14 protein-coding genes are annotated in these 12,665 nt (G+C 35.4%); 1 reads left to right on the forward strand and 13 read right to left on the reverse strand.

What is annotated here, in order from left to right; all coding sequences use genetic code 11:
* Positions 1 to 8 precede the first annotated feature (8 nt).
* The 8 genes from CQ022_RS04600 to CQ022_RS04635 form a co-directional block, all read right to left on the reverse strand.
* A complete protein-coding gene (locus tag CQ022_RS04600; protein WP_105682140.1) occupies positions 9 to 1,367 on the reverse strand; it encodes a hemolysin family protein in 1,359 nt (452 codons plus the stop codon).
* A gap of 265 nt (positions 1,368 to 1,632) precedes the next feature.
* The gene (gene atpG / locus CQ022_RS04605) at positions 1,633 to 2,496 is read right to left on the reverse strand and encodes an ATP synthase F1 subunit gamma (RefSeq protein ID WP_105682139.1); all 864 of its coding nucleotides are present in this window, start codon (positions 2,494 to 2,496) and stop codon (positions 1,633 to 1,635) included.
* A 76-nt stretch (positions 2,497 to 2,572) separates the two neighbouring features.
* Complete coding sequence (gene atpA / locus CQ022_RS04610; protein WP_105682138.1) at positions 2,573 to 4,150, reverse strand: F0F1 ATP synthase subunit alpha; 1,578 nt, start codon at positions 4,148 to 4,150, stop codon at positions 2,573 to 2,575.
* A 16-nt stretch (positions 4,151 to 4,166) separates the two neighbouring features.
* A complete protein-coding gene (gene atpH / locus CQ022_RS04615; RefSeq protein ID WP_105682137.1) occupies positions 4,167 to 4,706 on the reverse strand; it encodes an ATP synthase F1 subunit delta in 540 nt (179 codons plus the stop codon).
* 2 nt (positions 4,707 to 4,708) lie between these two features.
* Positions 4,709 to 5,206 (reverse strand): F0F1 ATP synthase subunit B, encoded by a 498-nt coding sequence (locus CQ022_RS04620; protein WP_002979110.1) that lies wholly within the window; start codon positions 5,204 to 5,206, stop codon positions 4,709 to 4,711.
* Positions 5,207 to 5,288: 82 nt separating this feature from the next.
* Positions 5,289 to 5,483 (reverse strand): ATP synthase F0 subunit C, encoded by a 195-nt coding sequence (gene atpE, locus CQ022_RS04625; protein ID WP_002979108.1) that lies wholly within the window; start codon positions 5,481 to 5,483, stop codon positions 5,289 to 5,291.
* A gap of 47 nt (positions 5,484 to 5,530) precedes the next feature.
* Positions 5,531 to 6,628, reverse strand: a complete 1,098-nt coding sequence (gene atpB, locus CQ022_RS04630; protein ID WP_105682136.1) for a F0F1 ATP synthase subunit A — start codon at positions 6,626 to 6,628, stop codon at positions 5,531 to 5,533.
* 59 nt (positions 6,629 to 6,687) lie between these two features.
* Positions 6,688 to 7,059 (reverse strand): hypothetical protein, encoded by a 372-nt coding sequence (locus tag CQ022_RS04635; RefSeq protein ID WP_034695426.1) that lies wholly within the window; start codon positions 7,057 to 7,059, stop codon positions 6,688 to 6,690.
* Positions 7,060 to 7,235: 176 nt separating this feature from the next.
* Here CQ022_RS04635 and ffh point away from each other — a divergent pair, with 176 nt between their 5' ends.
* A complete protein-coding gene (gene ffh, locus CQ022_RS04640) occupies positions 7,236 to 8,597 on the forward strand; it encodes a signal recognition particle protein (RefSeq protein ID WP_105682135.1) in 1,362 nt (453 codons plus the stop codon).
* Positions 8,598 to 8,668: 71 nt separating this feature from the next.
* Here the strand turns inward: ffh and CQ022_RS04645 are convergent, their stop codons facing one another.
* The 5 genes from CQ022_RS04645 to CQ022_RS04665 form a co-directional block, all read right to left on the reverse strand.
* Entirely contained in the window at positions 8,669 to 9,337 is a 669-nt protein-coding gene (locus tag CQ022_RS04645) for a porin family protein (protein WP_105682134.1), read from the reverse strand.
* Positions 9,338 to 9,409: 72 nt separating this feature from the next.
* On the reverse strand, positions 9,410 to 10,072 hold the full coding sequence (locus tag CQ022_RS04650) for an outer membrane beta-barrel protein (RefSeq protein WP_105682133.1): 663 nt from the start codon (positions 10,070 to 10,072) through the stop codon (positions 9,410 to 9,412).
* A gap of 71 nt (positions 10,073 to 10,143) precedes the next feature.
* A complete protein-coding gene (locus tag CQ022_RS04655; protein ID WP_105682132.1) occupies positions 10,144 to 10,800 on the reverse strand; it encodes an outer membrane beta-barrel protein in 657 nt (218 codons plus the stop codon).
* Positions 10,801 to 11,261: 461 nt separating this feature from the next.
* A complete protein-coding gene (locus tag CQ022_RS04660; RefSeq protein ID WP_079241869.1) occupies positions 11,262 to 11,762 on the reverse strand; it encodes a hypothetical protein in 501 nt (166 codons plus the stop codon).
* 146 nt (positions 11,763 to 11,908) lie between these two features.
* The gene (locus tag CQ022_RS04665; protein WP_105682131.1) at positions 11,909 to 12,571 is read right to left on the reverse strand and encodes a porin family protein; all 663 of its coding nucleotides are present in this window, start codon (positions 12,569 to 12,571) and stop codon (positions 11,909 to 11,911) included.
* Positions 12,572 to 12,665 lie beyond the last annotated feature (94 nt).

Consider the following 12,665-nt stretch of genomic DNA (forward strand, 5'->3'; position numbering starts at 1 on the left):
TAACTCTTTTAAACTTCTCCGATTTTATCTGCTAAATGATCAATTGCATTAGGTTCCTGATAAACTAGCTCTACCAATTCTACACTTTTATTATTCATTTTCAGAATTTTGAAGTGATAGTCCTCAAGATCAAACTCCTGGTTTTCTTCAGGGATTTCTTCCAGTTCATAAAGGATAAATCCGGCTAATGAGTTGTACTCACTTTCTTCGGAAAGAGGAAGTTTTTTAGGTAAGAACTCATTGATTTCGTCCAGTGGCTGTGTAGCCTGTACCCAATAGGTATTATCTGCTATTTTATCAACGATTTTCTCTTCATCATCTTCTTCATCCTGAATTTCTCCTACCAGTTCTTCAAGAATATCTTCCAGGGTAATAATTCCTTCTGTTCCTCCAAATTCGTCAATAACGATGGCGATATGTTGTTTTTTCAGCTGGAACGTTTTCAGTAAGTCTGAAACTTTTTTACTTTCTACTACGAAAAAGGCATCACGCATTAGATCTTTAAGGTCTTCATGATCCAGATCTCCTTTTCTCTTCACAAATTCTCTTATAATTTCCTTTGTGTAGAAAATTCCGATCACGTTGTCAATAGAATCAATATAAACAGGAATACGGGAATAACCGCTGTCCATAATTTTATTGATGATATCGTTAACATCTTCTTCAAAGTCTATGGAAGTAATATTTTGTCTTGGAACCATGATCTGCTTGGCAGAGTGATCGGTAAAATCAAATGCATTTTTGATGATCTCATAGTTTTCCTCTTCAATTTCTCCACTATCAGCACTTTGTTTTACCAAAAGCTGAAGTTCTTCCGTAGAGTGAATTTCCTGCTCTGAAGCCGGGTGAATTTTAACCAATCTCAAGAATCCGTTTGACATTGAGTTCATCAACCAGATAAATGGTTTGAAAACCGTGTAAAAAACTCTCAACGGAACTGCTGTTGCCATTGTAGTTGCTTCAGATTTTCTGATTGCGATTGATTTTGGAATAAGCTCACCAAATACAATATGCATAATGGTAATCAGCACAAAGCTTGTAACCACCGAAATTGTGGTAATGGTTGTCTGAGTCAAATCAATGCTCAAAGAGGTGAAAATATTTTCAACAATATGATGCAGGGCACTTTCTCCTACCCAACCAAGGGCAAGGGATGCCAATGTAATTCCTAACTGTGTAGCGGAAAGATATTCATCAAGATGTTTGATGATATGTTCTGCCTGTTTAGCCATAGAGTTTCCTTCTGCGGCTTTTAACTGAATTTGTGAGTAACGAACTTTAACAATTGAAAATTCTGCGGCTACGAAAAAGCCATTTAGTAAAACAAGAAATAAGGCCAGCAAAAGCCTGACTATGTCCGAGTCCATTTAGAAGTTGTAAATTTTATTAGCTACAAAGATAGGCAAAATAAAAATAACCTGAATCGGGATAGATTATTTCAATGGAGGATTTTTTCAAAGAAAAAAATGAAGGGATAAGACACGGCTATTTTTGAATAAAAAAAATTAATCGAAGGGTATTCTCAAATCTCTATACAAAAGAGAGTTTTGGGTAACGAACAGCGGTTTTATCCTTATATAAATAAAAAGCACCGATAAATTCGGTGCTTTAATGGTATGTTAAAATAATTCTTTATGAATTTTTCAAAGCTTCTGCTCCAGAAACAATTTCCAGGATTTCGTTGGTAATTGCTGCCTGTCTTGCTTTGTTATAGAAAATCTTAAGATCATTTCTCAAAGCTTCTGCATTATCTGTTGCTTTGTGCATTGCTGTCATTCTCGCTCCGTGCTCAGATGCTACTGAATCAAGGATTGATTTGAAAACCTGCGTTTTGATTGACTTTGGAATCAAGTTATCCAAAATCTCAGCCCTGTTCGGTTCAAAGATATAATCTGTTTCTACCTGTGGCTCTGTATTCTCAGGCATTGAGATGGGAAGAAGTTGTTCTGTTGTTACTTCCTGAGTCGCTGCATTAACGAATTTATTATAAATAACATATACTTCGTCAAATTTACCTTCTCTGAAACTTGTCATTACTCCTTCAGTGATATGAGCAACAGCATCAAAGTTCAGATTATCATAAACAGAACTTCCATTAGCATATACTGAACGGTTTCTTCTTACAGCATCAAATGCTTTTTTACCTACAGGAAGAACTTCGATCTCATATTGAGACTTGTTCTGGAACTGAAGATTAAGCTCTTTTACAATTGAAGAGTTAAAAGCTCCCGCAAGACCTCTGTTTGAAGTAACAGCGATGAAAAGTATTCTTTTAACCTCTCTTTTCTGAGCATATACAGAAATCTGATCAGGATCTGAACTAGAATTTACATTCTGGATAAGTTCCTGTAATTTTTCAGAATATGGTCTTAGCATTACAATTGCATCCTGTGCTTTTTTAAGTTTCGCAGCGGAAACCATTTTCATAGCACGGGTAATCTGCATCGTAGATGAAATTGACGTAATTCTGCCTCGTATTTCTTTTAAGTTTGCCATTAATTTGGGTTCAAAGTTTAAGGTCTAAAGTTTAAGGCTTAAAACATTATATTTTAAACCTTAAACATTGAATTTTTTAGTTGTATTTAGAAGCTAAATCATTAGCAGCCTGCTTAAGAACACTTGTAATATCGTTATCGATTTTTCCAGCCTTAATAGCAGCCATTGTATCAGGGTGCTTAGATCTTAGGAACTCGATATATTCGTTTTGGAATTCTTTGATTTTTCTGATAGGAACGTTTCTCATTAAGTTTTCTGTTCCAGCATATACGATCGCTACCTGACTGTCTACAGGAAGTGGTGCATTTACCGGCTGCTTAAGGATTTCTACGTTTCTTTCTCCTTTAGAGATAACTGCTAAAGTAGAAGCATCAAGGTCAGAACCGAATTTAGCAAACGCTTCTAGTTCTTTATATTGAGCCTGGTCTAATTTAAGAGTACCAGAAACTTTTTTCATTGATTTGATCTGAGCATTACCTCCTACTCTCGATACAGAGATACCTACGTTGATCGCAGGACGAACCCCTGAGTTGAATAGATCAGACTCCAAGAAGATCTGTCCGTCTGTAATAGAGATTACGTTTGTAGGGATATATGCAGAAACGTCACCCGCCTGAGTTTCAATGATTGGAAGGGCAGTTAATGAACCACCTCCTTTCACGATTGGTTTAAGAGACTCTGGCAAATCGTTCATTTGCTTAGCAATGTTATCATCAGCGATTACTTTTGCTGCTCTTTCCAATAGTCTTGAGTGAAGATAGAAAACGTCTCCAGGGTAAGCTTCACGGCCCGGTGGTCTTCTCAATAGTAGAGAAAGCTCACGGTAAGCAACAGCTTGTTTAGATAAATCATCATAAACGATAAGCGCTGGTCTACCAGTATCTCTGAAGAACTCACCGATAGAAGCTCCTGCCATTGCAGAATATACCTGCATTGGAACTGGATCTGATGCGTTAGCTGCAACGATTACCGTATAAGCTAAAGCTCCTTTATCAGAAAGCGTTTTAACGATTTGTGCAACGGTAGATGCTTTCTGACCGATTGCAACATATATACAATATACAGGGTTACCTGCATCAAAAAATTCTCTTTGGTTGATGATCGTATCAATCGCAACAGTAGTTTTACCTGTCTGTCTGTCACCAATGATAAGCTCTCTCTGACCTCTTCCTACAGGAATCATCGCATCAATTGCAACGATACCAGATTGTAAAGGCTCAGTTACAGGCTGTCTGAAGATAACTCCAGGAGCTTTTCTTTCCAATGGCATTTCGTATAAATCCCCAGTAATAGGACCTTTACCATCGATAGGGTTACCAAGAGTATCAACTACTCTTCCTAACATTCCTTCTCCTACTTTGATAGAAGAGATTCTGTTTGTTCTTCTTACTGTATCACCTTCTTTTACTAATTTACTTTCACCAAGTAGAGCAACACCCACGTTGTCTTCTTCAAGGTTAAGTACAATACCTTCTACATCACTAGAAAATTTCACCAACTCTCCGTATTGTACGTTTTCTAACCCGTATACACGAGCAATACCATCACCGATGGTTAAAACTGTACCTACTTCCTCAACGTTTGATTGAGTATCGAAGTTGGCCAATTGCTGTTTTAAGATCGCAGATACTTCTGCCGGATTTATTTCTGCCATTGTATGGTTGTTTTTCTTAATTTAATTGGAAATCTTTTTTAACTTGGTTCAATTTTGTCTTCACAGACGCGTCTACCTGCTGGTCACCTACTCTTAGAACATATCCTCCAAGAATTTCAGGCTTCACATTTACTTTCAGATCAAAGTTTGAATCAGCATTTACAAGATTTGTAGATCTTAAAATCTGGTCAAGGTTCTCTTTTGAAAGCGGAGTTGCTGTAGTAAGTGTTACTCTCTGTACACCACTAAGGTCTTCAACTTTGTTGATGAATTCCTGAGCGATATTTTTCAATTGGGTTTCACGTCCGTGTTTAATCACCAATCTGATCAGATTTTGAGAAGAAACAGATAAACCTTTGAAAATTTCGTTTGCTACTTCTATTTTCTTTTTTGAATCAATGTAAGGAGTCATGAAAAATTTATTTAAGTCCGCAGACTCTTTCATGATCTTCACTACATCTTTCATTTCAGAAAATACAGTAGCCGTTTGACCTGATTCATTGGTAAAATCAAGTAAACCTTGTGCGTATCTTTTAGCTACTTTAGATGTAAGCATTCTTAGTTAAGGTTTGATTTGTTTAAATAATTTTGAACTAATTCGTTTTGAGCTTCGCTGTTGTCTAATTTTTGTTTCAAAATAGACTCAGCAATGTTTACAGATAAAGTACCAATTTGAGTTTTGATGTCTGCCATAGCAGCATTCTTCTCAGCATTGATAGTCTGTTTAGCAGCTTCGATCATTTTGTCTCCTTCAGCTTTAGCAACATCTTTAGCTTCTCCTACGATTCTGTCTTTAATCTCTCTAGCTTCTTTAAGGATAGCATCTCTTTCGATTTTAGCTTCACGAATGATTCTTTCGTTATCCTCTTTTAAAGTTTCCATTTCTTTTCTTGCTAATTTAGCTTGATTAAGAGCGTCAACAATAGATGTTTCTCTGTCATTGATAGACTTTAAAATAGGTTTCCAAGCGAATTTACCTAACAAAAATAATAATGCTAGAAAAATAACAGACTGGATAATAAATAATCCTGATGAAAACTGATGAATTAATTCCATTATATAAATGTATAAATAATTATTACTTTTTTAAAGAACCATTATCTGTAACCAACCGTCACAGATAATGGTCTGATTTTAATTAGTTTACCGCGAATAGAGCAGCAAACGCAACACCTTCTACAAGTGCAGCTGCGATAAGCATAGCTGTTTGGATTTTTCCAGATTGCTCAGGTTGTCTAGCGATAGCTTCAAGAGCAGCAGCTCCGATTTTACCAAGACCGATACCTACACCTAGTACTACGATACCAGCACCTACAATTTTAGGGATTTCCATAATATATAATTTTAAAAAATTTGTTTTACTTTAATTTATAATTTCAATTAGTGAGCAGCATGATGTTCGTGCTCGTGCTCTTCTACTGCCATTCCGATAAACAGAGCTGATAACATCGTAAAGATATAAGCCTGTAGGAATGCTACCAATACTTCTAGTAAATAAATTACCAATGTAAGGAACGGGAATGCAACCCCTGCGATAAAATTCTTAAATACATAGATCAATCCGATCAAACTCATTACTACGATGTGACCTGCCGTCATGTTGGCAAAAAGTCGGATCATCAAAGCGAATGGCTTAGTGATTGTTCCTAACAATTCAATAGGAAGCATAATCAACTTCATTGGAACTGGTACTCCCGGCATCCAGAAGATATGTTTCCAGTAATCTTTATTTGCTGAGAACGTTGTAATCAAATACGTAAGGATAGCAAGGAAGAATGTCATGGTAATATTACCTGTAACATTGATTCCGAAAGGCATTAATCCAAGAACGTTAAGGAAAAGAATAAAGAAGAACACGGTTAATAAATAACCCATAAATCTCTTATACTTATGCCCGATGTTCGGAATAGCAACCTCGTCTCTTACAAAGATGATTAGGGGCTCTAAGAATCTTGCTACACCTGTAGGAACTGCTGATTTCTTATAAGATTTAGCCATTCCAACAAATAATACAAACATAAAGATTGACACTAATAAAATGATCAATACACTTTTTGTAATAGAAAGATCTAAAGGCTTCACGTTAGTTGGATGACCATCTTCACCAAGTGTTAAAGTTCCAGCTGCATCAGTCTTATAGATTTTCTCGTGGTGCAATACATAAAAAGAACCGTCTACTTCAGTAGGCTCTCCGTGCATGAACCCTTCTTTGTTACTCATGAAAGAGTGGAAACCGTTATCATAGATAATAACAGGAAGAGGGAAACCGATGTGGTGACCTTCTTTATCAACCATCAATGTGAAATCATGTGCATCCAACAAGTGATGATCGATGAACTCTTTGTTTTCTTTGCTTACTTTGTCTTTCTCTGAAAGCTCTTGAGCAGGAGCTGCGCCAGCAGTAGCCTCACCGTGCTGTGCAGACACTAAGTTTAATACAAAAATACTGTAGAATAAAACTGCGAATTTCTTAAACATTGATAGGTTTTTTTCGTTGTGCAAAAATATGATATTTTTTCTAGTTTCAATAAATTATTTTACTGTTTTTTATCATGATTAATCAGCTTGATCGCATAGTATGTAAGCAGTGCTGTCAGGACAAAATAAGGCATAATAAAATGAAATTTATAGCCAGGAATCACTTCAAAGTTCAGTTTTTTTCTGATTAAGTACATTAAACCGAATTTTAAAAGGATCAAACCAATAACAGACAATCCTAAAAATTCCGGTGCTACTCTATTGATTAAGATAATAAGGGTGATCATCATCATAAACATGACGCTTAGAAAAAGGTAAAATTTTATGATCACAATTTCATCCAGGTGAAAAACAAATTTCCAAAGAGAAAAATGCACCAGGAATGTCAGAAAGAATAAAATGACAACAAGAATATTGGGATTGATTTTCATTCTATATTTTAATTGATCGCAAAAATAGACTTTTTCTATCGGATTATACTATGATTTGATATTTATCATTTTTCTTGTCTATAATAATATTACGTATATATATAATATTACGTGATCAAACACTTTGGATGTCCTAAAAATTCCTTATTTTTGCAAACCTATAATTTACAATAAATATGTTTAATAGTTTACAGGATAAATTAGACAAGGCATTACATAATATTTCCGGTAGAGGAAAAATTACTGAAATCAATGTAGCGGAAACCGTTAAGGAGATCCGTAGAGCATTGGTAGATGCCGACGTTAACTATAAAGTTGCAAAAGATCTTACAAAAAGAGTTCAGGATAAAGCATTAGGAGAAAACGTTCTTACTTCCCTTACTCCGGGACAATTGATGACAAAAATTGTTCATGATGAATTGGTAGACCTGATGGGAGGTTCTCAGGAAGGAATTAACCTTTCAGGAAAACCCACTGTAATCCTTATTGCGGGTCTTCAGGGTTCTGGTAAGACTACTTTCTCAGGAAAGCTTGCTAATTATTTACAGACAAAAAGAAATAAAAAACCTTTATTGGTAGCATGTGACGTTTACCGTCCTGCAGCGATTGACCAGCTGAAAGTGTTGGGAGGACAGATTAATGTTCCTGTTTTCACGGAAGAAGGTTCTACAAATCCTTCTACGATTGCTGAAAACGCAATCAATTTTGCAAAATCAAACGGTCATGATGTTGTGATTGTGGATACGGCAGGTCGTTTAGCAATTGATGAGCAGATGATGAACGAGATTAAATCTGTTCATTACTTCATTAAACCAGATGAAACACTATTCGTTGTTGACTCTATGACTGGTCAGGATGCGGTGAATACTGCAAAAGCATTCAACGATGCTTTGAACTTTGACGGAGTTGTTTTAACAAAATTAGATGGTGATACAAGAGGAGGAGCTGCATTGACAATCCGTTCTGTTGTTGAAAAGCCAATCAAATTTATCTCTACAGGAGAAAAAATGGAAGCTTTAGATCTTTTCTACCCGGAAAGGATGGCAGACAGAATCCTGGGAATGGGAGACGTTGTTTCCCTAGTAGAAAGAGCTCAGGAGCAGTTTGACGAAGAGGAAGCTAAAAAACTTCACAAGAAAATCGCTAAAAACGAATTCGGTTTTGATGATTTCCTTAAGCAGATCAACCAGATCAAGAAGATGGGTAATATGAAGGATTTGATGGGAATGATTCCGGGAGTAGGAAAAGCCATCAAAGATGTAGAAATCAGTGATGATGCATTCAAACACATTGAAGCCATCATTTATTCTATGACTCCTGAAGAAAGAAGAAGACCTTCTATCATCAATACTCAGAGAAAAGGCAGAATTGCTAAAGGTGCCGGAAGAAAAGTGGAAGATGTGAATCAACTGATGAAACAATTCGAGCAGATGGGTAAAATGATGAAGATGATGCAGGGACCACAAGGAAAGCAAATGATGCAGATGATGAGCAAAATGCCGAATATGCCTGGAATGGGTGGAATGTTTGGAAAATAAGAAAGAAAAAATCATTCATAAAAAAACTCTCAGGAATTCTGAGAGTTTTTTGTTTTTATAAGAATATTTGTTTATTTAAACTTGTACCCTATTCCTAATTGGAAGAAATTCATTTTTAAAGTCTCTCCATCTACAGGATTTTTAATCATATTCGTTAAGCCAAAGCTGTAGCGTGCATCTACGAATAATCCTTTATGAATATTGTAATCAGCTCCTAGGAATAAACCAAAATCTGTAGATTTTAAACCATTATTCAGCTCTCTTTCCAAATAGCGTTCTCCTTCTTTAAGTCCGGAAGGATCTACCATACCAGCATTAGGACCACTTACTTCAAATTTTGCTTTATTATTCGTTTTAAAGCTCACATATGGACCTGCATAAATTCCCAGTTCCGGAGTTGCATAATATCTTGCAGATACAGGAATAACAATTCTGTTAAGGTTCATCTTTTCAGTTAAGGTAATACCTGTACCCGGTATTCCAACTTCAGCTTTTCCGCCAAGATTGGCATATTCTACCTCTCCCTGAACAGCAAACTTATTATTGAATTTATGCTCAACCAAGCCTCCGATATAAAACCCTGACTTGGATTTTAAACTTGCTTCGAATCCACCAAATTCAAAATCACCCTCACTGGAATTCAATTTTGATAATGCATAACCAGCTTTTAAACCGAATGTAGTTTGCGCATTTAAACCTGCAAATAAAGCGATTGCAGACGCTAATAAAATTTTTTTCATGATTATTAAATAGTTTTATAGTAAAGAAGTCCTAAGATAACAATCTCAGGACTAATTCATCTATTTTATTTATTATTTTGCAAATACATATTTAACTCCAAAAGTCACGGAAGTTAAACTGATCCCGAATTTGTAATCATCAGCTCTTCTTGCTCCGTCAATATCTCTTTTGTAAGTATTGTACCCGAACTCTCCTATTGTAGCTTCAATTGACCAGTTCTTCGTCACGAAATAATCCAGACCCGGCTTGATATTCACTCCAATATTGGTATAGTTATTTTTTTGTGTAAACGGAGCGGAAAGTATAGGATCTCCACCGTCACCTTCACTGTTAAAATCTACTTTTTCCTTTCCAAATTCCAACGGAACCTGTAATTGTCCAAAGATGTATAATTTATCGGATAAAGTCCAGTATTTTCTCACGAATGGAGCAACAACAAATGCATTATCAGTATCTTTAATCTCAACGGTATTAAGAAATCCAGGACTACTTACTTTATATTTTGTAACGGCATTTTTATAGCCTATACCAAGTCCTACTGCTAAGTTGTTATTAACGAAATAACCCACTGTAGGAAGGATTCTGATCACATCATCCTTTCTCTTGGTTTCAAATTCATTTTTCTCACTGTGATAATATCCTACCTGACCTGAAAGATAAGAAGTTCCTTTTGCAATCTGTGCATTTGACAAACCGAAAAGCGCAACAGCGCCCATCAATACGATTCTTTTCATGATTATATTAGTTTTCTATAAAAAAAAGCCCTAAGAGTTTCTCAGGGCTTTCTTGCTATATGCTTTGTTTATTATTTTGCAAATACATATTTAACTCCGAAAGTTACAGAAGATAAATTCAATCCGAAGTTATAGTTGTTTGTAGCATCACCATCTTTTGGCTTGTAGTTGCTATAACCGAACTCACCGATAGTAGCTTCGATAGACCAGTTTTTGTTTAAGAAATAATCTAAACCTGGCTTCACAGTAACACCGATTTTAGTGTATTTAGCTTCAGTAGAAGTAGAGTTTGTAACAACTGTATTTCCAGAAGTAGCTACAGAGTTAGTTTCAGTTTCAGTTTTTCCAAACTGCATTGGCACTGCTAATTGTCCGAAGAAATATAACTTGTCAGATAAAGTCCAGTATTTTCTTACGAATGGAGCAACAACAAAAGCTGGAGTTTTAACGATGCTTTCGTTCACAACTGTAGTGTTTCCTAAAGTTGCAGTAGTAGTTGCTGTATTTTTTTCAGTTTGGTAACCAATTCCTAATCCAACTGCTAAGTTAGTGTTTACGAAATATCCAACTGTAGGTAATACGTTGAAGTTTTCTTTTTTAAGATTACCGTTGTTAGATTCTTCTTGAGAATAACCAACAGATCCTGATAAATATGTAGTTCCTTTAGCAATCTGTGCGTTTGATAAACCGAAAAGTGCAACAGCACCCGCTAATAATATTTTTTTCATTTTAAAAAATTTTAATACTTTCTGAGGGCAAATTTACAGTGGTCCCCACTAATATTAAAATTTGTTAATGTGATTAATATCATTGTTAAAATTTAGAGTTTTGTAAAAATAAATCCTAATCCAGAGAGGTTATTAAGTTTTTCACAAGATTATGAATAAAAAAATCACTTTTTTTCAACAAGAGACAAATATATTTAATTTTTTAAATTTTGTGTTTTTTTGCAAAACCCCATGAATTCTGGAAAAATGCTAAAATAAATTAACCTAAACTATTAATTTTAAAGTTATTAACTCTTAAAATTTAAACAAATGTTTATTATTTAAATTACTTTTTGTATTTTTCTAATCGCTGTAGATTCTCTATATCAAAGATTTCTGACAAAGGATTCGTACAGCGTTTTTATAAGCTATCAAAAAAAACTCCGGCCTTCGGCCGGAGTTTTCATATGCAATTGCTTTTCTTATTTCAAAAAGAAATTATAACCAATGTTAACAGCTCCTACATTCCAGCTATAGCTTCCCCATCCTGGAAGGTCACGCTTATTGCTGATAGATTGATACCCGATGTACAACTCTCCTTTAGACATTTGATATCCAAATTTAGGCTGTGCATAGAAACCACCATCTACACCATCTTTTGTAGAAATACCATATCCAAGGTCTAATCCTACAAAGATAGGAGCTCCTTTAAATCTATATTTCCCTGAAACAGCTACAGGAACAAATCCAAAATCATCAAAGTGATCTTTTCCGAAGAAATGAGAATATCCTGTGGTTACCCCAAGGTCAAGACCTTTAGCAATATTCCACATATAAGCTGCATCCACTCCTAATGTAAACGAAGATACATCACTTGCATCAGATACAGGAACACCAATGTGTCCACCGATTTTAAAACCTTCCTGCGCTTGGGCAGCACCTCCTAAAAGTGCAAAAGCACCTAGTAATAATAGTTTTTTCATTTTTTTAGTAGCTTTGAATTACCCTGCAAAAATACTAATTATTTTTCATCATAAAGAGAGTTTAGATGAATGAGCCATGGTACAACAAAAAATCAGGACAAAAATTGCCCTGATTTTATTATTATTTCTTTATAAAATTTTCAGAATTAGTTTCCTCCGAATTTGAAACCTACTCCCACCTGAGCAAAGCTGTTTTTCACAGATCCTCCGCTGTTGTCGTTAGATAGGTTGGATACTCCTAAACTGTATCTTGCATCAAAGAAAAGTCCGTTTTCCAACATATATTCCACCCCTAAGAAAGGAGCAAGGTTAAGGGATTTGATATCTTTTTTAATATCTACGTCGCCACCTTCGCCTTCCATTTCTACATCAAGGAAATCTGATCCGATTACCGTCTTTTGCTTAGCAGTAAGGATAAGACCTACGTTAACACCTGCCGCTACCGAGAAACCTTCTGTAATGAAATATTTTGCAGAAACAGGAATTAAAAGCGTTCCAAAAGTAATCTTAGTCGACTCACCAAAATACATTCCTCCGGCATTTACTCCATCAATTTTTTCTTTAGCTCCAAGTGGTGAGTATAAAACCTCTCCCTGAACAGCAAAGTTATCATTGAATTTGTACTCAGCCATTCCACCGATATAGAAGGTATATTTAGCAGACATTTTTCTTCCGTCAAGATCGTCTTGCTTATCATCCAGTTTAATAGTTGACATTGCGAAACCAGCTTTTGGACCAAATCGAAATTCCTGTGCATTTGCGGAAATTCCCATAACAGCGACTGCTGCCATAAGTAAAAGTTTTTTCATGTTTAATTAGTTTTTACATTTAAGGTCTGCAAAACTAATTATTTTTTTCAAATTAACAAATTTTAACTAACCAATTTAAGGTTAATAAAAGGTT

The sequence above is a fragment of the Chryseobacterium culicis genome, assembly GCF_002979755.1.
Lineage (GTDB): Bacteria > Bacteroidota > Bacteroidia > Flavobacteriales > Weeksellaceae > Chryseobacterium > Chryseobacterium culicis_A.

Bases quoted from the DNA above. Each gene is read 5' to 3' on its own strand.
- CQ022_RS04600 (WP_105682140.1), bottom strand. From the start codon at position 1,367: ATGGACTCGGACATAGTCAGGCTTTTGCTGGCCTTATTTCTTGTTTTA.
- atpG (WP_105682139.1), bottom strand. From the start codon at position 2,496: ATGGCAAACTTAAAAGAAATACGAGGCAGAATTACGTCAATTTCATCT.
- atpA (WP_105682138.1), bottom strand. From the start codon at position 4,150: ATGGCAGAAATAAATCCGGCAGAAGTATCTGCGATCTTAAAACAGCAA.
- atpH (WP_105682137.1), bottom strand. From the start codon at position 4,706: ATGCTTACATCTAAAGTAGCTAAAAGATACGCACAAGGTTTACTTGAT.
- CQ022_RS04620 (WP_002979110.1), bottom strand. From the start codon at position 5,206: ATGGAATTAATTCATCAGTTTTCATCAGGATTATTTATTATCCAGTCT.
- atpE (WP_002979108.1), bottom strand. From the start codon at position 5,483: ATGGAAATCCCTAAAATTGTAGGTGCTGGTATCGTAGTACTAGGTGTA.
- atpB (WP_105682136.1), bottom strand. From the start codon at position 6,628: ATGTTTAAGAAATTCGCAGTTTTATTCTACAGTATTTTTGTATTAAAC.
- CQ022_RS04635 (WP_034695426.1), bottom strand. From the start codon at position 7,059: ATGAAAATCAATCCCAATATTCTTGTTGTCATTTTATTCTTTCTGACA.
- ffh (WP_105682135.1), top strand. From the start codon at position 7,236: ATGTTTAATAGTTTACAGGATAAATTAGACAAGGCATTACATAATATT.
- CQ022_RS04645 (WP_105682134.1), bottom strand. From the start codon at position 9,337: ATGAAAAAAATTTTATTAGCGTCTGCAATCGCTTTATTTGCAGGTTTA.
- CQ022_RS04650 (WP_105682133.1), bottom strand. From the start codon at position 10,072: ATGAAAAGAATCGTATTGATGGGCGCTGTTGCGCTTTTCGGTTTGTCA.
- CQ022_RS04655 (WP_105682132.1), bottom strand. From the start codon at position 10,800: ATGAAAAAAATATTATTAGCGGGTGCTGTTGCACTTTTCGGTTTATCA.
- CQ022_RS04660 (WP_079241869.1), bottom strand. From the start codon at position 11,762: ATGAAAAAACTATTATTACTAGGTGCTTTTGCACTTTTAGGAGGTGCT.
- CQ022_RS04665 (WP_105682131.1), bottom strand. From the start codon at position 12,571: ATGAAAAAACTTTTACTTATGGCAGCAGTCGCTGTTATGGGAATTTCC.